The sequence below is a fragment of the Staphylococcus sp. NWU MKU2 genome, from assembly GCF_033283605.1.
GTDB lineage: Bacteria > Bacillota > Bacilli > Staphylococcales > Staphylococcaceae > Staphylococcus > Staphylococcus haemolyticus.
In genome coordinates this window covers 70,971-94,862 of record NZ_JAVSMH010000004.1, presented here as the reverse complement: position 1 = coordinate 94,862, position 23,892 = coordinate 70,971, and the positions used below count along the sequence as shown (strand labels likewise).

At 32.5% G+C, this 23,892-nt stretch carries 21 protein-coding genes, 2 tRNA genes and 1 pseudogene; 10 read left to right on the top strand and 14 right to left on the bottom strand.

Annotated features, from left to right (window positions below; translation table 11 throughout):
• The first annotated feature begins 99 nt into the window (after positions 1 to 99).
• The 10 genes from SBL15_RS07945 (at position 100) to SBL15_RS07900 (ending at position 10,503) form a co-directional block, all read left to right on the top strand.
• Positions 100 to 1,383 (top strand): adenylosuccinate synthase, encoded by a 1,284-nt coding sequence (locus SBL15_RS07945; protein WP_048667871.1) that lies wholly within the window; start codon positions 100 to 102, stop codon positions 1,381 to 1,383.
• Positions 1,384 to 1,737: 354 nt separating this feature from the next.
• A tRNA-Glu gene (locus SBL15_RS07940) sits at positions 1,738 to 1,812 on the top strand.
• 7 nt (positions 1,813 to 1,819) lie between these two features.
• Positions 1,820 to 1,892, top strand: a tRNA-Asp gene (locus SBL15_RS07935).
• A 519-nt stretch (positions 1,893 to 2,411) separates the two neighbouring features.
• Positions 2,412 to 3,113: a response regulator YycF gene (yycF, locus tag SBL15_RS07930; RefSeq protein WP_011274375.1), complete on the top strand. Its 702-nt coding sequence runs from the start codon at positions 2,412 to 2,414 to the stop codon at positions 3,111 to 3,113.
• Positions 3,114 to 3,125: 12 nt separating this feature from the next.
• Positions 3,126 to 4,952: a cell wall metabolism sensor histidine kinase WalK gene (gene walK, locus SBL15_RS07925; protein ID WP_053024884.1), complete on the top strand. Its 1,827-nt coding sequence runs from the start codon at positions 3,126 to 3,128 to the stop codon at positions 4,950 to 4,952.
• Positions 4,942 to 6,273 (top strand): YycH family regulatory protein, encoded by a 1,332-nt coding sequence (locus SBL15_RS07920; RefSeq protein ID WP_107611656.1) that lies wholly within the window; start codon positions 4,942 to 4,944, stop codon positions 6,271 to 6,273. Before walK ends, SBL15_RS07920 begins: the two co-directional genes overlap by 11 nt.
• The gene (locus SBL15_RS07915) at positions 6,274 to 7,065 is read left to right on the top strand and encodes a two-component system regulatory protein YycI (RefSeq protein ID WP_011274378.1); all 792 of its coding nucleotides are present in this window, start codon (positions 6,274 to 6,276) and stop codon (positions 7,063 to 7,065) included.
• 733 nt (positions 7,066 to 7,798) lie between these two features.
• A complete protein-coding gene (locus SBL15_RS07910; protein WP_011274380.1) occupies positions 7,799 to 8,599 on the top strand; it encodes an MBL fold metallo-hydrolase in 801 nt (266 codons plus the stop codon).
• Between the two features lie 404 nt (positions 8,600 to 9,003).
• Positions 9,004 to 9,483 (top strand): 23S rRNA (pseudouridine(1915)-N(3))-methyltransferase RlmH, encoded by a 480-nt coding sequence (rlmH, locus tag SBL15_RS07905; protein ID WP_037552500.1) that lies wholly within the window; start codon positions 9,004 to 9,006, stop codon positions 9,481 to 9,483.
• Positions 9,484 to 9,588: 105 nt separating this feature from the next.
• A complete protein-coding gene (locus SBL15_RS07900; protein WP_317955693.1) occupies positions 9,589 to 10,503 on the top strand; it encodes an HpyAIV family type II restriction enzyme in 915 nt (304 codons plus the stop codon).
• 15 nt (positions 10,504 to 10,518) lie between these two features.
• Here the strand turns inward: SBL15_RS07900 and SBL15_RS07895 are convergent, their stop codons facing one another.
• The 14 genes and pseudogenes from SBL15_RS07895 to arsB all read right to left on the bottom strand — a co-directional run bounded on the left by SBL15_RS07895 (position 10,519) and on the right by arsB (position 23,890).
• On the bottom strand, positions 10,519 to 11,601 hold the full coding sequence (locus SBL15_RS07895) for a site-specific DNA-methyltransferase (RefSeq protein ID WP_135377692.1): 1,083 nt from the start codon (positions 11,599 to 11,601) through the stop codon (positions 10,519 to 10,521).
• A 561-nt stretch (positions 11,602 to 12,162) separates the two neighbouring features.
• Positions 12,163 to 12,553: pseudogene (locus SBL15_RS07890) on the bottom strand (DUF1643 domain-containing protein); the annotation flags it as partial.
• A gap of 380 nt (positions 12,554 to 12,933) precedes the next feature.
• Positions 12,934 to 13,155, bottom strand: coding sequence for a hypothetical protein (locus SBL15_RS07885; RefSeq protein WP_115289041.1), 222 nt, complete (start codon positions 13,153 to 13,155; stop codon positions 12,934 to 12,936).
• Between the two features lie 17 nt (positions 13,156 to 13,172).
• Positions 13,173 to 13,676: a DUF1643 domain-containing protein gene (locus tag SBL15_RS07880; RefSeq protein WP_053031250.1), complete on the bottom strand. Its 504-nt coding sequence runs from the start codon at positions 13,674 to 13,676 to the stop codon at positions 13,173 to 13,175.
• 17 nt (positions 13,677 to 13,693) lie between these two features.
• Positions 13,694 to 14,005 (bottom strand): DUF960 family protein, encoded by a 312-nt coding sequence (locus SBL15_RS07875; RefSeq protein WP_069824492.1) that lies wholly within the window; start codon positions 14,003 to 14,005, stop codon positions 13,694 to 13,696.
• Between the two features lie 86 nt (positions 14,006 to 14,091).
• Entirely contained in the window at positions 14,092 to 14,442 is a 351-nt protein-coding gene (locus SBL15_RS07870; RefSeq protein ID WP_002505019.1) for an SAUGI family uracil-DNA glycosylase inhibitor, read from the bottom strand.
• A 520-nt stretch (positions 14,443 to 14,962) separates the two neighbouring features.
• Positions 14,963 to 16,588 carry a cassette chromosome recombinase CcrB gene (gene ccrB / locus SBL15_RS07865; protein WP_053031119.1) on the bottom strand — a complete coding sequence of 542 codons (1,626 nt, stop codon included), beginning with the start codon at positions 16,586 to 16,588 and terminating at the stop codon, positions 14,963 to 14,965.
• 33 nt (positions 16,589 to 16,621) lie between these two features.
• Positions 16,622 to 17,959 carry a cassette chromosome recombinase CcrA gene (gene ccrA, locus SBL15_RS07860; RefSeq protein WP_317955678.1) on the bottom strand — a complete coding sequence of 446 codons (1,338 nt, stop codon included), beginning with the start codon at positions 17,957 to 17,959 and terminating at the stop codon, positions 16,622 to 16,624.
• 186 nt (positions 17,960 to 18,145) lie between these two features.
• On the bottom strand, positions 18,146 to 19,915 hold the full coding sequence (gene cch1 / locus SBL15_RS07855) for a cassette chromosome replicative helicase (RefSeq protein ID WP_317955676.1): 1,770 nt from the start codon (positions 19,913 to 19,915) through the stop codon (positions 18,146 to 18,148).
• Positions 19,915 to 20,223, bottom strand: coding sequence for a cassette chromosome ssDNA-binding protein (gene ssb, locus SBL15_RS07850; protein WP_317955674.1), 309 nt, complete (start codon positions 20,221 to 20,223; stop codon positions 19,915 to 19,917). Before ssb ends, cch1 begins: the two co-directional genes overlap by 1 nt.
• A gap of 265 nt (positions 20,224 to 20,488) precedes the next feature.
• Positions 20,489 to 21,766, bottom strand: a complete 1,278-nt coding sequence (locus SBL15_RS07845) for a hypothetical protein (protein WP_317955672.1) — start codon at positions 21,764 to 21,766, stop codon at positions 20,489 to 20,491.
• Positions 21,767 to 22,042: a hypothetical protein gene (locus SBL15_RS07840; RefSeq protein WP_317955670.1), complete on the bottom strand. Its 276-nt coding sequence runs from the start codon at positions 22,040 to 22,042 to the stop codon at positions 21,767 to 21,769.
• A 146-nt stretch (positions 22,043 to 22,188) separates the two neighbouring features.
• Positions 22,189 to 22,584 (bottom strand): arsenate reductase (thioredoxin), encoded by a 396-nt coding sequence (gene arsC / locus SBL15_RS07835; protein ID WP_002484920.1) that lies wholly within the window; start codon positions 22,582 to 22,584, stop codon positions 22,189 to 22,191.
• A 16-nt stretch (positions 22,585 to 22,600) separates the two neighbouring features.
• Positions 22,601 to 23,890, bottom strand: a complete 1,290-nt coding sequence (arsB, locus tag SBL15_RS07830; RefSeq protein ID WP_317955667.1) for an arsenite efflux transporter membrane subunit ArsB — start codon at positions 23,888 to 23,890, stop codon at positions 22,601 to 22,603.
• Positions 23,891 to 23,892: the final 2 nt, after the last annotated feature.

The window sequence follows — 23,892 nt, the reverse complement described above, 5'->3', positions numbered from 1 at the left end:
AATATACGCTAAAATTAATGTTCGATTTTTATTTGCATTATGAGGTTCGTATTGATAGAATACTTAATGGTTAATTGAGAAAACTTTGGAGGTGCTCACATGTCATCAATCGTAGTTGTTGGGACACAATGGGGAGACGAAGGTAAAGGTAAAATTACAGATTTCTTAGCGGAACAAGCAGATGTTATTGCACGTTTTTCAGGAGGTAATAACGCAGGTCATACGATTCAATTTGGTGGAGAAACTTATAAATTACATTTAGTGCCATCAGGTATATTTTATAAAGATAAACTTGCAGTTATAGGTAACGGTGTAGTTGTAGATCCAGTTGCATTATTAAAAGAATTAGACGGTTTAAATGAACGTGGTGTATCAACTTCAAACTTACGTATTTCTAACCGTGCGCAAGTCATTCTTCCATATCACTTAGCACAAGATGAGTATGAAGAACGTCGTCGTGGTGATAATAAAATCGGTACTACTAAGAAAGGTATCGGACCAGCTTATGTGGATAAAGCACAACGTATTGGTATCCGTATGGCTGACTTATTAGAAAAAGAAACATTTGAAAGACGTTTAAAAGAAAACATTGAAGTTAAAAATGCATACTTCAAAGGCATGTTTAATGAAACTTGCCCACGTTTCGATGAAATCTTTGATGAATACTATGCTGCAGGTCAACGTTTAAAAGAGTTTGTTACAGATACTTCTAAAATCTTAGACGATGCATTTGTAGCTGAAGAAAAAGTTTTATTTGAAGGTGCACAAGGTGTCATGTTAGATATTGACCATGGTACATATCCTTTCGTAACTTCAAGTAACCCTGTTGCAGGTAATGTAACAGTTGGTACAGGTGTAGGCCCAACTTTCGTATCTAAAGTGATTGGTGTATGTAAAGCATATACATCTCGTGTAGGCGATGGTCCATTCCCTACAGAATTATTTGATGAAGATGGACATCATATTAGAGAAGTTGGTCGTGAATACGGTACAACAACAGGACGTCCACGTCGTGTAGGTTGGTTTGACTCAGTTGTATTACGTCACTCTCGTCGTGTTAGTGGTATTACAGACTTATCTATTAACTCTATCGACGTACTTACTGGTCTTGATACAGTGAAGATTTGTACTGCTTACGAATTAGATGGAGAAGAAATTACAGAATATCCTGCTAACTTAGATCAATTACGTCGTTGTAAACCAATCTTTGAAGAGTTACCAGGATGGGAAGAAGATATCACTGGTTGCCGTACATTAGAAGAATTACCAGATAATGCACGTAAATACTTAGAACGCATCTCTGAATTATGTAATGTACGTATTTCAATCTTCTCTGTCGGCCCAGATCGTGACCAAACAAACCTATTAGAACAATTGTGGTAAAAGAAAGGTGCGAAAGTGAGCGTTTAGGTTTTGAGCAGAATCGAAAAGTGAGCAAAATTGTTTCTCAAGTTTTGTCGAGCTTTGAGTATTTCTGCCGAAAAATCTGCTCACTGTAGCCCGTCTATCATTCCGGCAATATCATTTATTTGTAGGCATTGATTCGTTCAATGCCTATTTTTTTAGAAACATGAGTGTAAAAAGAGCGATAAATATAGCATTTGTAACCTTAAAACCATTGTTATTACAACGTTTATCCAAAAAATTAAGGAATTATAAAAAAATATTAAAATTATGTAAAAAATGTCTTGTCTTCAAAATAAAGCCTGTGCTATAATCTATCTTGTGCTTAAGAACGGCTCCTTGGTCAAGCGGTTAAGACACCGCCCTTTCACGGCGGTAACACGGGTTCGAGTCCCGTAGGAGTCACCATTTTTTAGGTCTCGTAGTGTAGCGGTTAACACGCCTGCCTGTCACGCAGGAGATCGCGGGTTCGATTCCCGTCGAGACCGTATTGCTTATCCAAAAGGATAGGCATTTTTTTGCCTTCATTTTACTACTCATGAAAATCCACATTTTAAACTTTTTAGATATCCTTTTCAAAAAATCAAAAAATATACTAAAAGCTAAATATCGTAATACATTCTTTAGCATTACAAAAGTATGACGTCGCAACAGAATCTTAATATTATTCTTATGTTTAAAATAGAAAGCTTGCTACTAAACCATTGAGCCGTATCATCATTCTGTAATAATGGGTTGAATAGGCATCACTACGACTTTGGTCCCGTATTCAAAGGGTTCAACTTATTTGTAATATTAAATTAGAGTGGTAAACTTTAAACGAATATTATTCTATAATTTTAAATATGAAAATAGAATTACATGAATATTAATGGTAAATTATATAGTAGATTAATATGCGCTATAAACTTATTAAAAACGCATCAAATCACAGTTTAATCTTTACTAATTCATAAGAACGAATAATAAAATATAGAACTACAATTTGAGAAATGAGGTTTATAGATATGGCAAGAAAAGTTGTTGTTGTAGATGACGAAAAGCCAATTGCGGACATCTTAGAATTTAATTTGAAAAAAGAAGGATATGATGTTTACTGTGCCTATGATGGTAATGATGCAGTAGATTTAATCTACGAGGAAGAACCAGACATTGTATTATTAGATATCATGTTACCTGGTCGTGACGGTATGGAAGTGTGCCGTGAAGTACGTAAGAAATTCGAAATGCCGATTATTATGTTAACTGCGAAAGACTCTGAAATCGATAAGGTCTTAGGTCTTGAACTTGGTGCGGATGACTATGTTACGAAACCGTTCAGCACACGTGAATTAATCGCACGTGTGAAAGCGAACTTACGTCGACATTATTCACAACCAGCTCAAGAAGTAAGTGGTACGACAAATGAAATTACAATTAAAGATATTGTCATTTACCCAGATGCTTACTCAATTAAAAAACGTGGGGAAGATATTGAATTAACACACAGAGAGTTTGAACTCTTCCACTACCTTTCTAAACATATGGGTCAAGTCATGACACGTGAACATTTACTACAAACTGTATGGGGTTATGATTACTTCGGCGACGTGCGTACAGTAGACGTAACGATTCGTCGTTTACGTGAGAAGATTGAAGATGATCCATCACACCCTGAATATATTGTGACACGTAGAGGCGTTGGATACTTCCTCCAACAACATGATTAGGGGCTTGCAACTATGAAGTGGCTGAAACAGTTACAATCCCTTCACACCAAGCTTGTTATTGTTTATGTGTTATTGATTATTATTGGAATGCAGATCATCGGTCTGTATTTCACTAATAGTTTAGAAAAAGAACTGACAAATAACTTCATGAAGAATATTAAACAGTATGCGACACAGCTTGAAGTTAACATTGAGCGGATATACAGAGATGATCCCTCTAACGCTCAAAAAGAAGTTCAAAGTTTATTAAACGAGTATGCCAACCGTCAAGAAATTGAAGAAATTCGTTTTATTGATAAAGATCAAATTATCATGGCTACAGCGAAGATATCATCACATAATATGATTAATCAGAAAGTTAATGATAACTCCGTTCAAAAAGCCTTATCGCTAGGTGAATCTAATAGTCACAATGTTTTAAAAGACTATGGTAGCGGTAAAGAGCGAATTTGGATTTACAACTTACCCGTAAAGAATGGCAACGAGACGATTGGTAATATTTACATAGAATCGAATATTAATGATGTATATAATCAGTTGAATAATATTAACCAAATATTCATTATCGGTACTGCGATTTCCCTCTTCATTACCGTTATACTCGGTTTCTTTATCGCAAGGACGATTACAAGGCCGATTACGGACATGCGTAATCAGACGGTAGAGATGTCTAAAGGTAATTATACGCAACGCGTTAAGATATATGGTAATGACGAAATCGGTGAATTAGCTTTAGCCTTCAACAACTTGTCTAAGCGAGTTCAAGAGGCACAAGCGAATACTGAGAGTGAGAAACGTCGTTTAGACTCAGTTATCACGCATATGAGTGACGGTATTATCGCAACAGACCGACGTGGTCGTGTGCGTATCGTCAATGATATGGCGATAAAAATGTTAGGTATGTCTAAGGAAGACTTAATCGGTTATTACATGCTAAGTGTATTGAATTTAGAAGACGAATTCTCATTAGATGAAATTCAAGAGAATAACGATAGCTTCTTACTAGATATGAATGAAGATGAAGGTATTATCGCACGTGTGAATTTCAGTACGATTGTTCAAGAAACTGGATTTGTGACAGGTTACATCGCCGTATTACATGACGTTACTGAACAACAACAAGTTGAACGTGAACGTCGTGAATTCGTTGCGAACGTATCACACGAATTACGTACGCCTTTAACATCGATGAACAGTTACATAGAGGCACTTGAAGAAGGTGCTTGGAAAGATGATAATTTAGCACCGTCTTTCTTATCGGTAACACGTGAAGAGACAGAACGAATGATTCGTCTTGTTAATGATTTACTGCAATTATCGAAAATGGATAACGAATCCGAACAAATTACGAAGGAAATTGTCGACTTCAACATGTTCATTAATAAGATTATTAATCGTCATGAAATGGCAGCGAAAGACACGACGTTTGTACGTGAAATTCCTTCTGAAACCATCTTTACTGAAATTGATCCAGATAAGATGACACAAGTGTTTGATAACGTTATTACTAACGCGATGAAATATTCTCGTGGTGAAAAACGCGTCGAGTTCCACGTGAAACAAAATGCTTTATACAATCGTATGACGATTCGTATTAAAGATAATGGTATAGGTATCCCTATTAACAAAGTGGATAAAATCTTTGATCGTTTCTATCGTGTAGATAAAGCGCGTACACGTAAAATGGGTGGTACTGGTTTAGGACTAGCCATTTCGAAAGAGATTGTAGAAGCGCATAATGGAAGAATTTGGGCGAATAGCGTTGAAGGACAAGGCACATCGATATTTATTACACTTCCATGTGAAGTTATAGACGACGGTGATTGGGATGAAGAGTAAAGAGCATATTAAATCCATTATTCTTTTCCTATTAGTCATGATGAGTGTTGTGCTTACGTTTATGGTGTGGAATTTCTCACCAGATTTAAATAATATTGATAGCACAGATAGTAAAAAGAGCAATACTAAGACGATTGGTAAGCCCATGTCTGCCAATATTGAGAATGTGATATCTCCGTATCAAATTGTAGAAGTTAAAGGCGATAAGGTTAAAGGGCTGGCACCATCTCGTGCTCAATTGTCTCAAGTAACAGGTACATTGAAGAATCATGAAGTCAGTAAAGTGGAACATATTCATCGAGACTATAATTTAAATATTCCCATGTTAAATGACCACTTTACTGTGCTAGATTTTACTTATGATATGCCGCTAACGACATATTTAGGTCAAGTATTGAATTCATCAGCGAAGTTACCTAAAAATTTCAAATTTAATCGTATTATCGTAAGTCAAAATCCTAAAGAGAATCTAGAGTTGTATGCGATTAGTGAAGATCGTCATGAAGTCATGAAAGTAACATTGACTACGAAAGCTAATCATTTTATTAAAGTGATGGATCATTTGAATAAAGAAATGCAGAAATATTCAGAGGTAATCACAAATAAAGATACGATTGATAAAGCAACGCATATATTTGCGCCAAATCGTCCGAAAGACATGCGTTCTTACCGTATGGTTTATGATACGATTCCAGTCGAAACGATGAATGCGATTCTATTTGACGACTCAGTGATTATTCGAAGCGGTAAGAGTGGTTCGACAACGTACAATAATAACACTGGCGTAGCGAACTATAATGATGAAAGTAAGAAATACCATTATAAAAATTTATCTGAAGATGAATCTAGCTCAAGTGATATGGATTCAACGATTCCAAGTACATTTGAATATATAAATGGACATGGTGGATTCTTCAATGATGACTTCCGTCTTTTCAATACAGATAATTCATCGGGTGAATTAACGTACCAACTCTTCCTCAATGGGCACCCAACATTCAATGATCAGCAATTAAATGATATAGAGGTCACATGGGGAGATAAAGGCATTTATGACTACAAACGTGCGCTATTGCGTTCTAGTGTACCTTTAGAAGGTAAAACGAAGTCGCTAGATAGTGTTGAAAGTGTTCGTTCTTCACTCGCAAATAATCATACGATTGATTTTGAAAAGGTAACGAATATGGTCATTGGTTATAAAGAAGATGATCAACCTGATAAAGATGATATAGAAGTGCAACGTAATAGTGAGTTTGTGCCAACATGGTATGTTCAATACGACGGCGATTGGTACGCTTATGAGGATGGGAGGCTTGAATAAATGAATTGGAAACGAACGAAGACATTGTTTATTTTCGTATTTATTCTAGTTAATATCCTACTCGTATTGATTTACGTGAATAAGGTGACGAAGTCTCAAATTAACGAATCTGAAAGTGATAATGAGGTTAAATTCCAGCAAGAAGAAATTAAAATTTCGAAGGATATTTTAAATAAAGATGTAAGCGGGACGAAGATGCAGATGATTACTGCTAAGTCTAAAGACTTCGAAAGTTATGCGAAGGGTAAGTCATCATTAGAAGCGGAAGATTCTGGTAATACGTTAACAGGTGAGATTAATAGCACAGTTAATGTAAGTGATAGTAATTTAAGCGATTTAAAAGATTACATCATGAGCAATGTTTACAATGGTAAGATGTATCAACTTGGTGATGTTACATCTGATACTGTGACATATGAACAGACTTATGAAGGGTATCCATTGATGAACAATAATAAAGCGCGTCTACGCTTTAATATCAATGATGGTAAAGCGACAAGTTATGAACAATCGGTAATGAATAATATTGAACCTGCGAAGAGTGATAATAATCCTAAGAAACAGGTTATTACACCACGTAAAGCAGTAGAAACATTATACTTTAATCGTTACTTGAAATCAGGCGATGAAGTGATGGATGCAAGACTAGGATATTACTCGGTTGTGAGAGAAACGAATGTGCAATTATTGCAGGCGAACTGGGAAATTAAAGTGAAGCATAAAGGTAAAGAAGACGTGAAAACGTATTATGTTGAAGCGACATCATCAAATCCTAAAGTGATTGATAACTAGGGAGCAGGGTTGTAAAGAAATTCTTAGATGAATATTTACTCATTCTGTTGTGATGCTTGCCTAGGGGGGATGGGTCGAGCCGCGGTCTTGTAAAATAGTTCTTAGATAGATAATCACTCACATAAGTTGCTTCGCGTTCCTGGGGTGCCGTCTCTAAAGCAGCTCTTAGATGGATAATATTCTTTTGTTGCGACGCTTTCCTGTGGGAAAGGCTCGTGCCTGTAGTCACTCGACACTTTCTTTTCAACTAGGAGTCGCGCAACGCCATTTATTATCCATCTTTAGAGCTACTTACCTAAGTGCTATTGCACTTAGGTTCATTAAAATTACTGCTCCCCTAGGAGTCTCCGCAACTATGTTTCGTTATCTATCTTAGAACTGCGTATGTAAGTGTGTGTATGGTTATTTTCAATAGATTACCCTTCTCTGTACCTTCTCTGTTCTTAATTAGAAAGAAATGATATTTGGTGTGGAAAGTATAGTAAGTGTGTGAGGCTACGATGGTCTCATGCACTTATTTTATTTATCTATGTTAGTGTTGTACATAAACATGGAATTGGAACTTTAATTTTTGGATTGGTATAGTATAATATAAAGGTATTTTAGAGGACTGGATTGTTTCGAATGATGTGGATTGTTCGAAACTTCATTTTTTTAATTAAAGAGTGCAAAATATAAGGAATTAGACTGAAGGCACTCTAAAATATAGAGTAAGTTGTCGGAAGTAGAAAGGATGAGTCGCTTGATACGAATGAGTGTATTGGCGAGTGGTAGTACGGGGAATGCCACTTATGTTGAAAGTGATAAGGGCAGTCTATTAGTAGATGTTGGACTCACTGGCAAGAAAATGGAAGATTTATTTAGCCAAATTGATAGAAATATAAAAGATTTAAACGGCATTCTAGTTACTCATGAACATAGTGACCATATTAAAGGATTAGGTGTGCTTGCGCGTAAATATGGTTTGCCGATTTATGCGAATGAGAACACTTGGAAAGCAATTGAGAAGAAAGATAGTAAAATTCCAATGGATCAAAAATTCATATTTAATCCTTATGAAACAAAATCTATTGCAGGTTTTGATATTGAATCATTTAATGTATCTCATGACGCAATTGATCCACAGTTTTATATTTTCCATAATAATTATAAGAAATTTACGATGATTACAGATACAGGCTATGTGTCAGATAGAATGAAAGGTATGATTCAAGGCAGTGATGCCTTTATGTTTGAGAGTAATCATGATGTGGATATGTTACGCATGTGTCGTTATCCTTGGAAGACGAAGCAACGTATTTTAAGCGATATGGGACATGTGTCTAATGAAGATGCAGGACTAGCGATGACTGATGTTATTACAGGTAATACGAAGCGCATTTATCTTTCACATTTATCACAGGATAACAACATGAAAGATTTAGCACGTATGAGCGTTAGTCAGGTTCTAAATGAACATGATATAGATACTGAAAAAGAAGTGCTATTATGTGATACAGATAAAGCACAAGCTACACCGATATATACATTGTAATTATTTAGACGAACGACCTACTTACAAAATTAGTATTTGTGAGTAGGTTGTTTTTTTATTTATTGAGTTAATTATCTAATAATTTGGACTATACATGATTATTCAAAAGGAACCTTATAATAACAAGATTTAGCCTAAATCTGTGAATAAATATTTAAGACTTACTTAAAGTTATCCCCAAAATTGAGGGAAGTTATCCCCTTTTGTGTATAATACACACAGAAATACTCACATTATTCACAGACTTATCCACATATATACAAGGATAATCACATGAAATGGGGATATTTTAAAAGATTTTACCGTAATTCGTATACATTACTGTTATAATTAGAGGGAATTCTGTTAACAAGTTGATAACTTGTGGATAAGTAGGATAACTATTAACATCTATGGAGGATTTTATGAAGATAACAATCTTAGCTGTGGGTAAATTAAAAGAAAAATATTGGAAACAGGCTATATCAGAATATGAAAAAAGATTAGGTGCATATTCCAAAATTGAAATTATTGAAGTACCCGATGAAAAAGCACCTGAAAATATGAGTGATAAAGAAATAGAACAAGTGAAAGAAAAAGAAGGTCAACGCTTATTAGCTAAAATAAAGCCGCAAGCCACAGTCATCACTTTAGAAATACAAGGTAAAATGTTGTCCTCAGAAGGTTTAGCTGAGGAAATGCAACGACGCATGACACAAGGACAAAGTGACTTCGTCTTTGTGATTGGCGGATCAAACGGATTACATGAAGACGTCTTAAAACGCAGCAACTACGCACTTTCATTCAGCAAAATGACTTTCCCACATCAAATGATGCGCGTCGTCTTAATCGAACAAGTATACAGAGCATTTAAGATTATGCGAGGCGAAGCATATCATAAATGATGCGGTTTTTGAAATAATAGAAGTTCAAATGAAATTTTGAGTAGATAGTACTATAATATGAATAGAAATATAATTATTTAAAAGGTTTAGTGGAGGGTAATAATTATGAACTACGATGACTTTAAACAAGTGTTAGATGATACATTGTTTACTGATGCAAAGGTAACATTGTTAAAGAATTTAAGAAGAAATCCATCAAGATATGTTGGGATTTTTAGAGCTTCAACGCCCAAAGGTAAACTTATTCAAAATTTTACTCAATCATTAGAAATCAAGTACGGTGATGCCTTAGAGAGTGCATTTAGAGAGATGTTTAGTGATTATGGGTTGGAAAAGTTACCACAAGATTATAAAAATCCAATAAATGGTAAAGACTTGAATGTGGATCAAGTTTTTAAATATGGTAATAAAGTTATTTTTATAGAACAGAAAATAAGAGATGATCATGATAGTACTAAGAAAAGTGGTCAATTTACCAATTTTAAAGATAAATATAACGTATTAAAAAATTACTATAGAGGATACAAAATAATTGGCAGTATGTGGTTTATTGATGATAGTTTAGTAAAAAATAAAAAGTACTATATTACGGAATTGGAAAAATTAGAGAAATCAGATGATGAGTTTTGTTTGGCATATGGTGGAGAAATATTTAAATTTTTAGCTAATGAATTAGATATTAATGAGTTACCTGATATGTGGTATAAAATTTGTAAATATCTAGAATTATGGAAAAAGGATATTCCCGATTTGCCAGAATTAAATTTTGATAAAGATCCAGAAGAAACAATGCGCGCCTTTATTACTATTATTGAAGAAGAAAGTTTATCATTTTTGAATAAATTATTTGAAAATGATAAAGTGGTTGATTATATTTTCCCAATTATATTTCCTGAAAAGAAATCATTTTTACTCTTAAAACAATTTGTTAATGCACAAATTGAAGAAAATGATTTTACTAATAGAAAAATGAAAGATTATAAGAAAATTAATGAAAATCTAGAAAAAATAATAAAATAGCCTGTATAGGCTATTTTATTTTGAGTATTTTTCACGATATAAATTACGATAATGATCGATAGAAATATATTTATTATTACGTTTAACATACCAATAATTCCAACCGTTAGCTCTTTCCAAGCCTTTTAAAATCCCGGCTAATGAGTGAATAGAATAATGTTTTCCATTGTATAATAATTCTTTAACATCTGAGATAACTGCATATTCTTCAGTATTATTAAAATAAATATATTCATTCTTATCTATAAAACCTTCTTCTACTAACTTTTTAAAGGGTACACGTATTAATTTTTTATCAAACACTGCATTTACATAATCGTCATCAATAACGACTTGATTTTTAATTCTTTGTTCAGCGTAGTGTATATATTTTTTATCTTGTTCGATACCAATATAATTTCGACCGAGTTTTTTTGAAATTGTAGCCGTTGTCCCAGTTCCTAAAAAAGGGTCTAGGATAGTATCACCTTTTTTAGTACTAGAAATAATTATATTGTAAAGCAATTTTTCGGGTTTTTGTGTTTGATGTAATTTATTCCCCTCAACATCTTTTAACCTTTCTGAACCACTTGCAACTGGTATTTTCCATATGCTTGTCATTTGTTTCCCATTATTTATATTTTTCATTGTTTTATAGTTAAAAGTATATTTTGTTTTTTTACTAGGCGTTGCCCAAAGTAATGTTTCTTGAGCATTAGTAAACTTGGTACCTCTAAAATTTGGAGTTGGATTACTTTTTTTCCAAATAATATCATTAATTAACCAAAATCCTAATTCTTGTAACAAATCACCTATTATATGAATATTTTGATATGAACCTATTATCCAGATTGAAGAGTTTTTACTTTTTAGTATTCTTTGGCATTCTATTAGCCATTTTCGACAAAAATCTTTGTACGCTTTTATACTATCAAATTTATCCCAGCTTTCATTAGAGACACCATTAAAACTACTTCCGTTTACACGAGTTAGTTCTCCTTGTATTTGCATATTGTAAGGAGGATCTGCAAAAATTAAATCTATTGAATTTGACTCAATTAATTTTAATTTTTCTATACAATCACCTTGTAATATAGAATTAATATAATTGTTTTCCATTGTTTTATTTACCTCCCTATTTAAAATTAATATGAAATTCTTACTATTCTGATGCTTAGAGTATTAGTTTGTAAATGAGAATTTTTAAGATAACTATAATGATATCATATTTTTAAAATAGGATAGCGCTTGTATTATGATAAAATGTGTTACCTTAATAAACTGTTTACTTGCTTAAACCTATTGTGTATTACTTAGTGACTATTTCATAAAAATTTAGTGTTAAATTGATAGTTTATTTTGAAAAAATGATATAACATTAATGTAATTTTACTCTTTGAATTCAAACAAGTATTATAATACGTTCTCGTAGATTTTAGTAATTTTAAGTCGTGAATATAGAGGAGTAAATACTCATTTTTATTACCATTATTTGAATTTGTTGGTTTCTTTTCTGATTACTGTATTTATCATTCTTTGATAAAGTATAATTTTTGAAAGTTCTTGTAATTACAGAATTACAATTTACAATTAGAATAGCAAGTTGTCAATAATGTTTTAATTATTAACATACCTAAATTTGATATAAAATTAATTTTAATTTTTTATTTATTTATATATTCATTTCTTTCTTGCTTTCGAATTAAGTGGATGCATGATTTCATTTATTACTGGATTAATGAGGTGTTTCACTTTCTTTTTATGAGGAATTAATGTTTCTAATCATGCTTCAACTATTGTTTTTTTAGCGTGAGTACCTCGGGATAATATTATTTCGTCTACTTCTTTCATAGCCCTCATAATTTGAATAATTGTATACTTATCGTAGACATTTTCTGAATACTTGAGATTGATAAACGTTGTAATATTAAAATATAGATTTATAAAAATAATTGAACCAAATACTTCCATTTCTGAAAATCTGTCATAATGAGTTGAGTTGTTAAATCAATATTAAGAATACTATTATAGCGTGGATATATCGTTAGATGGAAATTGTTTGTTTTTCACTGTACTGTCACATATTTTTTGAGTAAATAAGCGTTGCTGTTCATGTGTAACTGATAGTTTATTATCATTTTCTTGTAGTCTAAAAATATGCAGGTGATTTGTTTGAAGTTGGTTATTCTGTTCTTTTAACATGTTTCAAAGTGAGATTTGAAGATCGAGGGGGACTTTTAATAACCCCTTTGGTAATGTATCGATTAATTTTCATATTATTTTCCTTCTTATAGCACAAAAGTTAAAATGCTCGTAGCTATTAGATAATTACTAAAAAAAATGACTATAGAACAAGCAGAACTTATGGCTAGTAATCAGTAAAAAACAAACTAATAGAGCATCCCTCGCCGTAAAAGTGAAGGATGCTCTAATTTTATTAGAATATAGTTTTCATTTTGATAGATAATGGTTAATAATTGTCTGTAAATCATTATTAAGGACCGTTGTAATACAATCGTCATTCATAAAATCAGCATAGATTTTATCCAATATTTCTTCATCTTCAATTGCTGTGAAATGATATACTAGCCCTTTTACTATTGATACATAATTATGCTTTGCTAAGAAGTTACCAACTGTTCGCCAGTCTGACTGTATAGTGTCATGGTTCATAGATAATCCTCCTTTATTTATTTCAAAGTCCATTTTTGACGTGCTTTAGGGTTGAGTGGGTGCATGATTTCATTTGTGGCTGGATTAATGAGCTTTTTGACTTTCTTTTTATGAGGCTTCAACATTTCCATCACTTGTTCGACACGTTCTACAACAACTGGCCGCTTCGCATAAGCACCATAAGCTAGAATCACTGTGTCACTTTCGCTAATTGCTTTCATCAAGTGGATGTCTGTGTGTTTATCATAAGGTTCTTTAATATGTTTAAGGTTCTCTGGTGTTTTAATATTAGAGAATAGATTTACAAGATATACAGCACCGTATCGTTCTGAATTCGCTAATTGATTGAGGATAAGAACAGTTGTGAGATCGAGTGATAATACACCATCTAAATGAGGGTACATCGTTATCACTGTACAAGCGGGTTTCTTTTCATCCCATGTTTTCTTGAGTAAATAGCGGTGTTTTTCATCCTTGCTAAATATAGCTTCTGTGTATATCGTATTTTTGATTGTATTCATATATATAATCACTTCCTTTAGTATTCTTCTGGTAAAAGCATCACATAATAAAAAGCGTCTACGCCATCTTCACGAATGACGTAGACTTTCTTAGGTAATGCATTTTGATTTTTTACATAGTTTGTATAGTGATATTCCAATTTGTATGCAGGTTGTTCTTGTTCATGTGTGATTGAGAGTATATTCTCATCTTCTTGCAGTTTAAAAATGTGTAGGTAATCTGTATGAGGTTGATTGTCCCGTTCTTTTACCATGTTCCAAAGTAAGATTTGAAGGTCTAGAGATAAGTGTTCACTAATGCCTCTTGTGATATATCGATTGATTTGCATACTATTTTCCTCCATTTTGCTTTTCTTTCAGGATGTCAATCACTTCGTTAATGACTATAACAGATATTTGTGCCACTTTGATCCAATTATTCATGGTCATTCCCTCCTTCTCTTAGTAAATGACGTTCATCAATAATTGTATTTTTAGTATCTGTGAGGTATAGAAAGTCCATATCAAAATGATCTAGATAACCAATACTGATGAGTTGATTATTAGCATACATTAGAAATGGATAGATACTTAGCTCATGTAGCTCATCATTATAGTAGGTATAAGTGTCAAGTGTAAGATGCGCAAGTGGGGTATGGTCTACAAAGCGAGTAGGAAGTATATTTTCTGCTGCTTCTTCTAACGCTTCACATTCCCATGTTTCGTTGTTAGATAGTTGGAATAGACGAGTTATATATTGTTTGAGTTCTTGAGTGGTTGTTTTCATATCATTGCCTCCTAGATAGTGTGATAGTGATGTAGTTGATATACATCATTGGGATAATATATATTTGATTTGTCATTTATTACGAATCCCGGTGGGAATAAGAGAAAATTCCATATAAAAACCCGCTACAAACGTTGGTGTAACAAGGAAATCCCGGAATCCCACTCATTTTGACGAACAATCAACTCATTATTTATAAGTATTGATGATAGGATTGGGTCTCTGCTTCCTTATATATATATTATTTATTTATAAAGAATAACGGGATTTTGGGATTGTGCTTGCACAATCCTTCTGCTTCTTCGAATCTGCAAATCCCATTCCTTTCCCGGTAAAAAATCATTGTGGGATGTTCTTTAGCAATTTCAATATAAGCATCGTGTAGTTATGAAAATAATTACGACAATGACTGTTTCATTAGATAAGTGTTATTGAAATTGATAAAGAGAATTCTAAAATCGTTAGATAAAATAAGTGAAAGAAGATAGGAAAGATTATTGTCAAACAATAGTTCTATTAGCTAAATAGTAAGATATAGGGTTTGTGGCAAAAATAAAGACGAAGTGCTGAGAAGCACTTCGTCTAGATTATTATTATTGAAAAGTTGTTTAATAATTTCATTATTAAGTTTTAGTGTAACAAAGAATTGCTTTTTATGATTCTCATCTTTACGAATGTCAATACGGTCAATAACTGTTAGGTACAAAGCTTTGAGCTGTGATTTATCCATGGATTCTATATTTTGAAATATTCGTTGTAATAAAGCAGCGATTTGTTTAGTATCATAAAATGGTTTCTCTTGATTTTGTTGGTGCTTGAGTTGATTAATTTGGTTTGTGATATCATTCAGTTGTGTTTCATATTGATGAATGGTTGGTTTGAGTGCAGATGTTAAGTCTGGATTGTCTTCGATGGTTTGAATTAGATTTTTAAGTTTAGTGCTAATTTCATCAAATTGTTGTTGTTTATAAGCAATATCATGGTTAAGTGCAGCTACATCGACTTGATTCTCTTGATTGACACGTTCGACAACTTGTTTGAGAACTTTATCACTTTTGACAATTTCAAGTATTTGGTCCATAACATATTTTTCAATGACATCGGCTCTAACACTATTCGCAGAACATACCTTTGAGCCTTTATTTCGAAAATTACTACACGAATAGTAACGAATACGTTTTTTAGTGCCATCTTTAAGTGTGTTTGTGGTGTTACTCGCAGCCATAGGTGCAGAACATTGGGGACACGAAATTATTCCAGTTAAAATATTGGTTCCTTTACCATGGACTTGTGGTTTTTCACTTACTTGTTTCTTACGTGCTTGCACTTTATCCCATAATGATTGACTAATAATAGGCGTGTGTTTACCTTCAGCGATTACTGGCTTATCGTTTAATCCTTTACGTCGTTTATCATTCCAATCTTTGTATTTCGCGAATTGAATTTTACCAATATAGAATGGGTTTGAGAGAATATAAGTAACAGCTGAAATACTAAATGGATTACCTTTCTTAGTGACATAACCCTTATGATTGAGTGCATTGGCTATTTTACGATAACCATGACCTTTGGCATAAGATTCAAAGATATATTTAACGATGTTAGCTTCATGTTGATTAATCATTAATTCTTTTTTATTATCAGGTATGTTATTATATCCTAATGGAAGATTGCCTTGATAATAGCCCTCTAAAGCTCTTTGACGTTGTCCAGTGTAAATGTTCTCTAAAATTGTATTTCTTTCAAATTCGGAAAAACTTGCAAGTATCTGGAGCATTAACTTGCCTGTTGAATTTTTGACTTCCATACGTTCAGATAAGCTAAAAAATTCAACATTTTGGCGATGAAGTTCTTCGACGATTGTAAGTAAATCGGAAGTATTACGTGCCAAACGATTTGTTTTATAAACCATAACACAGTCTAATTTTCCATTTTTAGCATCATTTAACATGCGCTGTAATTCAGGACGGTTCATAGATTTTCCTGATATACCTCGATCTGCATATATATCAACGAGTTCATAGCCGTTAAATTGGCAATATTGCTCTATTTGTGTAATTTGTCCCTCTATGCTGTAACCTTCTACTTGTCTCTCTGTGGACACACGAATGTAGCCTCCTACAAGCTTTTTCTTCATTTTATCCATTATAATCCATCCTTTCTTTAATTATACAATCGATCATTTCATAGTCTGCTTTACAATATTCAGTGGTTCATTTTTGAAATAGATGCCAGCGAGGCTTTTATTTTTAGAAATATTAATTTCATCAATATAGGGGTACAACATGTTTAGCGTGAAACGTTGTTGAATGATGTTTTGGAAAGCTTTTCGAATTTGATACGTACTGATTGATGATATAGGTTTTGATTGCTGACGTAATGATTGCGTTTGTTCTCTGAACGTTTCTGCATCAATTTTGCCTTGGGCTAATTTTTCTATCAGCTGCTCGTGATTGAGTGTAGTTTTAGTTTCTACATCTCTTTGTCTTTTGAGTCGTTGTTGAATAGTATGGTTTATTTTTGAATAGAGCTGTTGATTTTGAAAGAAGTCCTGACAAGTCGCTAAAACACTTGTTTCTAATTCTTGTGCGTTGATTCCTTTAAATTCACAAACAAAGCGAGCGTTATTCATATTTTGCGGACAGACATAGTAACGCAATGAATGATCTGGTTTTCGGACAGTCATGTTTGTGAGTGTCGAATGACAATAAGGACATTTGATTTTTTGTTTGAGTTGATTTTCTGACGGCTTACGTTTTACTTGTTTCTGAGTTCGGATAACTTGAGCTTCTTCGTATATCGTTGTACTGACAATAGCTGGGAACATGTTTTCATATTGTCCGTATTGATTGATAACACGGCCACAGTAATTAGGGTTGAGGATAATATTACGCACTTGATAAGGCTTGCGATTAATGAAGTTATCATCAGCTTCTAAGTATTGCGCAATTTTTTTATAACCATAACCTTGAAGGTAATAATTGAATACAGCTTTTATTGTTGGTGCTTTTACTGTGTCTATCGTGAAAGTACCATTATGATATTGATACCCAAAGGGTGCATGGGTTGTAATCATTTTACCTTGTTTCGCTTTTTCTTTGATTCCATTTCGTGTTTGTTCACTGATATTATTAGACTCCATTTCAGCTAGACTCATAAGTATGTTTAGGCGAAAGCGGTCAAATTCCTTAGATAAGTCAAAATAACCATCATTCACACTGATGATTGTGACGTGATGCTTTTTACAAATTTCAAAGAATTGTATGGCATTTTTCAAATTACGATGTAGTCGATTCAAGCGATAGCAACACAATACTTTACATTTTCCAGACGTAATCATTTCTACCATTTTTTGATAACCTGACCGTTTCGTATGTCGACCGCTTTTCTTATCATCATAAAACGTTACATTAGGCCATCCATATTGCTTAGCAGTATTTAAAATCAGAGATTGCTGAGTAGCTAAGCTTTGTTGTTTGAGTGTACTTTGACGTACATAACCAATGGCTTCTACCATGTTATACACCTCCAAAAAGATAATATATATTTGTGAGTAAATTAGAATGAAAGGTCCAACGTGCTTTTAACACGTTGGACCGCAATGATTAATTATCGTTCTGTAGCTCTTCAACGACTAAGTCAGCTAATACTTCAATTAACTCATCCATTTTATTCACTCCTATACGATTTCACATTTAAGTTATTAAAAATCAATTAAATCATCATTCTGTTTTTTCCATGATTCAAGCATCTTTTTGTTATACAAGTTAATTTCAGCTTTAATAGGTTCAGCATCTTTAGTTAGACCAAAAATAGACGCATATTTTGAATCTAGCTTTAAATGGTAAAAGACAAGTGACTGTTTTTTGCCATAGTCATCTTTGACTGTTCTTTTTGTTGTAATTCGATCATGGTCAGATTCGATAAATCCTTTATCCCTTAGTGCATTCACGACATTATTAACATCTTGGAAGTGATGCTCTAACAACATATTTTTAAATACAGACGCAATGATTTTGACTTCGATATACTCATCTTTTAAGGCAATTAGTCCATGGTTCTCAATCATATTTTTTAACGCTTTGTCATCAGAAAATTTACCACGGTTTTGTGCTACAGATTGCGTAATGACTTCGATCGCTTTATCTGCCAGTGATCGTTCAGAGACTGTATGAGCATGATAATTAATAAAGTAGTCTCTTATTTTAGCAATATCAATATCTGTAGCTAAAACACGACTTAGAATCTTGGCAGAAGTAGTGATAGTCGCATATCGCTTAAACATACGAATACCAGTATTATTTGTTTCATCTTTCAATGTTTCATTAAACCAATGATGCTCCTCTTGAAACCATTGAATGACTTCATCTTCACGGTTTATAAGATATTTAGCTACTAACGGTAAAACATGACCATAGTTTAGTGCTACAGATTTTTTAATATTATCAGAATTTGTTGCATCTTTAGTAAACTCTTCATTAATTTCAATAGTTCTCACTCGTAAACCATCATTTTGAGCAGAATCAGTAAAGATACTGTATTCAGAGGTTGAAATCACAGAAGTGCCCCAATTCTTAGGCGTTTTAACTTCTCCGTGTACATTGGAACGTTGACGCCCTTGACCTTCAGCGATAGAGTACAATAACCCCGTTGTATCTTTAAAAGTTGCTGATGAGAGTTCATCAAATACAATAGGTATACCAAAATTGTTACTCAAGTAACCTTCAAGTGCATTACGTGTGGCATTCCAACTTCGAAAAAGTGTTTGATTACCTTTGGTTGGATTTCCAGCGACGGATACTGCTAAAGCTGCCGCTGTTGATTTACCAGTTGATGACTGGCCTGTAAAACTAAAGATAATTCCTGCAAATTCGATTTCACGTTTGTACTTCAGAAAGCTTGTCACTAAGGCAGAAATTCCAAATACGACCGCTAACTCTAGAAGAAGATGACCTTTGACTTCGTTAATATACATATTTAACCAATCTTTAAATGTACCTTTAGGCTCTAATAGATAAGTACTATCGACAATAGGATCTAAAGATGCTAACTGATCATATTGTTTAGATGTATAAATGGTATCTATCATTACAATGTAACCATGGGGTGTTTCTATGATGCCCGAGCCATCATATAAATCAGAAGTGGGCATTTCATCGCGCATTAATTGTAGTGCATAGCTCAAATCTTTTATATAATTTTCATTGATACTGTGACCATATTTAATCAAGGAAGGTAACTTTCGAGTTGTTAAAATATCAGAGTCAAATGTATGTTCTTTATCCTTACCGTTAGAAATAATTATTTTTTCTGTATTTTCTAAGGCATGCCAAAATTTAGCTTCAACAGCCATACAACTAGACATAGTCACTACTTTTTTCTCATCTCCATCTTTTTTAGGTGGGATAGTTTTATGCCAACCCATTGTATCTAAATGGTATAGGCCTAGTCTAAAAATGTCATGATTACTCATTAGCGAACACCTCCTTTCGAAGGGTTGCTAATATTATTTGTACTGACCTTACGGTAAATTAAATTACGATTTGATTTACGGTTGATTATAATAACGTTTGCTTGAGGACATTTTTTTACCCATGAACTATAACGACGTCCAACCTCTCTTTGTTCATTAATTGAAAGATCCATATTATTAAATTGTGGCATTTTTATTGCCATATTTTTTAAATCATTAAAAGAATACTCTGTATTTGGAGATAACTTCTTAGTAACTATCTTTACACTTTCATATAGTAATTTTTGTCCGTAGCTTTTTTCTTTCATTGATTAAACATCCTTTCTTAATATGCCCTTTATTTCTATGACTAGTTCTTGTTGTTTATGTTCAGAGTATATAAAGAAAGTACTGATCTTCCTATTTAATTTTTCACATTCGAAATTTTAGTAAATAACCTAAAAAAAACAGCACAAACACAGTGTTGAATGAGTGTTTGCGCTTTAGAATCACTAATTGATTAATGTGAAATTTTAATGAGTGTTTACTAAGAAATCGGTTATCAGCCTATTAATTAAAAATATTGAAATTTTTTTATTTACGACTACTTATTAGTTTTGATTTATAGATGTTTAAAAAATTAACGTCATCAAATAATGAAAATGTGCTCTTAGAATGTATATGCTTTAAACTCGTAAATAGCTTATCCTGATTAATACTTAGAGATTGAGAAGTATTATCTTTACTACTATTAGATTTTATATCTTTGAAATTAAAGTTGTTAATTTTAGTATGTAAATAATCATTAAATTCAAATATATCAAAGCACTTGTTTCTAGTATAACTGTTGTACATTTCCTCCTTTATTAAAATTCGAGTGTAATTTGCTAATGTTCTTAAATCATTGAATCCTTTAAAGTAATAAATATAAAAATCTTTAAACACTTGATGTAAAGGATAGTAAGAGGGTCTCTTTTTGAAATGAAATATTAAATTATGATTATAATTATCAAGAAAATCTTCATCTAAAAGCTCCTCTAAACTATAAGTAGCACTATTTATTAAAATAATTAAATGCTTAGGTATTACATTTGAGAGTAGCTCAACTACTTTAGAAAAATCTTTATTGAGTAGTTCTTTAGAGTTATTAGAAGTAAGTAATGTGTCAATAAATGTTTCTGATAAAGTATGATTGAGTGATGCTTTAGAATTGTCATACTTAGATAAAAGCGTTTTATTGTGATTTAATAATTGCCAATACGTGTTAGAAGGTAATAACCTATTGACCATACAATTGGTTATTATTAGTAAAGTATCATTAAATGTATAAAATGCTTTAGTAAAGTCATTATCTTGTTCTTTAGCAACATGCTTCATTAAATTATCAATATCCTTATCCAGGTCTTTCTTAGTAGGCATTTCTATTGATGAGGTTGAGCTAATATAACTTTTCATCGTCGCATAATAGCTTATTTGAATATCTTTTCGTTTAAGCTTAGTATCGCTATAGAAATGACCATTTGAATTGAATTCACTAGTATCAGCTAAATATTTAGTTAATTTGCTTAATCGAATATTTTCATATTGGCTGTAAGTTTTTGCGTTTTTCTTATTAGATTGGGGGAGTTGTTTTAATCTTGCAACAACAGATTCAATATTATTTACAATAGGAGTTAAATGAAATCGATGGTTTAAAAATTCCTTTGATCCACCAAAAGTAATGGCTATCTTTATATTTTTTATTTCTTTATCACTTAAATTAATTAAGTTATCTTGTAGTAAGCAATATTCTAAGTAACGAGTAACGCTTTCTTTATCAATAAAATATGATACGATTTCTTCTTTTACCTGTTCGAATTGTTCATCTAGCATTTATTGATCGTAATTATATTTTAAAAATTGATATAAAGCGTCGAATAATCGGTTAAGTATTAAGACAGAACCAGCGTGTGCGCCATATTGATTGATAACATGTTTGAAATCATCTTTTATTTCAATGCATATTTTATTAGTGATAAATGGCTCACTTAGCATTTGGTTTGAGCTAATGAATACTTCTTCGTTAAATTCTAAATTTTCAGAAGCTATATTAAGTAATTGAACTATTGCTTTAACTAGCTGCTTTTCATCTTTATTAACTTTAAACATTCTTAAATTCCTTTCTATTTTTCTCTAAATATACAATAAACTATAAATAAATAGATAAGAAAAATGACTAATCCTGGAGATAAATCAAAAAGTATAAAATAATTAATAATAAAAAAGCGTCCCAATTATATTGAGACGCTTAAAGTTTATCTAGTTTTAAATGATTCAATGGCGGTTTTGATTTCATCTCTAACACGTTGGAATTCTGACCAAGGTTTGCCTGCTGGATCATCAAATCCCCAATGTTCTTTTTTTACATTCGGCGGCAATATAGGACAATTATTGTCAGCATCACTACATAAAGTTACTACTAAATCGGATTGGTTTAGTATATTTTTGTCAATTAAATTAGAAGTATGATTTGATATATCAATTCCAACTTCTTTCATAGCTTCGATTGCTTTTGGATTTACACCGTGTGCCTCAATACCTCCAGAATATACTTGCCATTCATCTCCTAAGATTTTTTTACCCCAGCCTTCAGCCATTTGGCTACGGCATGAATTACCTGTACATATAAAATAAATTATTTTCTTTGTCATCATTGACACCTCTTTTTTAAAATATAATAAGTGTAACGTATAAACCAACTAATGTGATAAAAAGAACAGGAATCGTGATAACAATACCCGTTTTAAAATATGTGCCCCACGAAATTTTTACTCCCTTTTGTGTTAAAACGTGTAGCCATAGTAGTGTTGCTAAGGAGCCGATAGGTGTGATTTTAGGTCCTAAATCTGCGCCAATGATATTGGCATAAATCATGCCTTCTTTGATTAAACCAGTAGTTGCAGATTGTCCAATAGCAATTGCATCAATTAATACGGTAGGCATATTATTCATAATGGCTGAAAGGAATGCGGATATGAAACCCATACCCATCACACTACTAAACAATCCATAGTTTGATATGCTTGATAGCATATTAGCTAATAGTGCAGTAATACCAACATTTTTTAGACCAAATACAACTAAATACATTCCTATAGAAAAAAGCACAATATTCCAAGGTGCGCCTTTAATCACTTGTTTCGTATTTACTACTCTCGATTGATAGGCCAATACAGTAAATATAAATGCAATCAAACAAGCAATTAACGATACTGGAATTTGAATAAATTCACTAATTATATAACCAATGAGTAAGATTGACAAAACAATCCACGAAAACTTAAATAATTTTGGATCTTTAATGGCTTGATTAGGTGTTTTAAGATTTTTAATTTCAAAATGGTTAGGAATAACTTTTCTGAAATATAACCATAATACCACAATACTTGCTATTAAAGAGAATATATTTGGAATAATCATACGACTTACATATTCAATAAATCCAATATTGAAGTAGTCAGCAGAAACAATATTTACTAAATTACTTACAATTAATGGGAGAGATGTAGTATCTGCAATAAATCCACTTGCAATGATAAAAGGAAAAATGACTTTTTGATTAAACCCAAGATTTCTTACCATAGCGAGCACGATTGGAGTGAGAATTAATGCAGCTCCATCATTCGCAAAGAAAGCTGCTACAATAGCGCCTAACAACATAATGTAGACAAACATCTTAAAGCCATGACCATTTGAAGCTCTGACCATATGTATAGCCGCCCATTCGAAAAATCCAATTTCATCTAAAATTAATGAAATGAGTATAACAGCGACAAAGGTTAACGTCGCATTCCAAACAATTCCAGTAACTTCTAGTACGTCTGAAAAGCTAACGACACCTGTAATGATAGCAATAACAGCACCGATTAAAGCTGTAACTCCAATATCCAAACCTTTAGGTTGCCATATGATAAAAATTAACGTTAATATAAAAATAGTGATTGCTAATATCGTCATTG

Bases quoted from the DNA above. Each gene is read 5' to 3' on its own strand.
- SBL15_RS07945 (WP_048667871.1), top strand. From the start codon at position 100: ATGTCATCAATCGTAGTTGTTGGGACACAATGGGGAGACGAAGGTAAA.
- yycF (WP_011274375.1), top strand. From the start codon at position 2,412: ATGGCAAGAAAAGTTGTTGTTGTAGATGACGAAAAGCCAATTGCGGAC.
- walK (WP_053024884.1), top strand. From the start codon at position 3,126: ATGAAGTGGCTGAAACAGTTACAATCCCTTCACACCAAGCTTGTTATT.
- SBL15_RS07920 (WP_107611656.1), top strand. From the start codon at position 4,942: ATGAAGAGTAAAGAGCATATTAAATCCATTATTCTTTTCCTATTAGTC.
- SBL15_RS07915 (WP_011274378.1), top strand. From the start codon at position 6,274: ATGAATTGGAAACGAACGAAGACATTGTTTATTTTCGTATTTATTCTA.
- SBL15_RS07910 (WP_011274380.1), top strand. From the start codon at position 7,799: ATGAGTCGCTTGATACGAATGAGTGTATTGGCGAGTGGTAGTACGGGG.
- rlmH (WP_037552500.1), top strand. From the start codon at position 9,004: ATGAAGATAACAATCTTAGCTGTGGGTAAATTAAAAGAAAAATATTGG.
- SBL15_RS07900 (WP_317955693.1), top strand. From the start codon at position 9,589: ATGAACTACGATGACTTTAAACAAGTGTTAGATGATACATTGTTTACT.
- SBL15_RS07895 (WP_135377692.1), bottom strand. From the start codon at position 11,601: ATGGAAAACAATTATATTAATTCTATATTACAAGGTGATTGTATAGAA.
- SBL15_RS07885 (WP_115289041.1), bottom strand. From the start codon at position 13,155: ATGAACCATGACACTATACAGTCAGACTGGCGAACAGTTGGTAACTTC.
- SBL15_RS07880 (WP_053031250.1), bottom strand. From the start codon at position 13,676: ATGAATACAATCAAAAATACGATATACACAGAAGCTATATTTAGCAAG.
- SBL15_RS07875 (WP_069824492.1), bottom strand. From the start codon at position 14,005: ATGCAAATCAATCGATATATCACAAGAGGCATTAGTGAACACTTATCT.
- SBL15_RS07870 (WP_002505019.1), bottom strand. From the start codon at position 14,442: ATGAAAACAACCACTCAAGAACTCAAACAATATATAACTCGTCTATTC.
- ccrB (WP_053031119.1), bottom strand. From the start codon at position 16,588: ATGGATAAAATGAAGAAAAAGCTTGTAGGAGGCTACATTCGTGTGTCC.
- ccrA (WP_317955678.1), bottom strand. From the start codon at position 17,959: ATGGTAGAAGCCATTGGTTATGTACGTCAAAGTACACTCAAACAACAA.
- cch1 (WP_317955676.1), bottom strand. From the start codon at position 19,915: ATGAGTAATCATGACATTTTTAGACTAGGCCTATACCATTTAGATACA.
- ssb (WP_317955674.1), bottom strand. From the start codon at position 20,223: ATGAAAGAAAAAAGCTACGGACAAAAATTACTATATGAAAGTGTAAAG.
- SBL15_RS07845 (WP_317955672.1), bottom strand. From the start codon at position 21,766: ATGCTAGATGAACAATTCGAACAGGTAAAAGAAGAAATCGTATCATAT.
- SBL15_RS07840 (WP_317955670.1), bottom strand. From the start codon at position 22,042: ATGTTTAAAGTTAATAAAGATGAAAAGCAGCTAGTTAAAGCAATAGTT.
- arsC (WP_002484920.1), bottom strand. From the start codon at position 22,584: ATGACAAAGAAAATAATTTATTTTATATGTACAGGTAATTCATGCCGT.
- arsB (WP_317955667.1), bottom strand. From the start codon at position 23,890: ATGACGATATTAGCAATCACTATTTTTATATTAACGTTAATTTTTATC.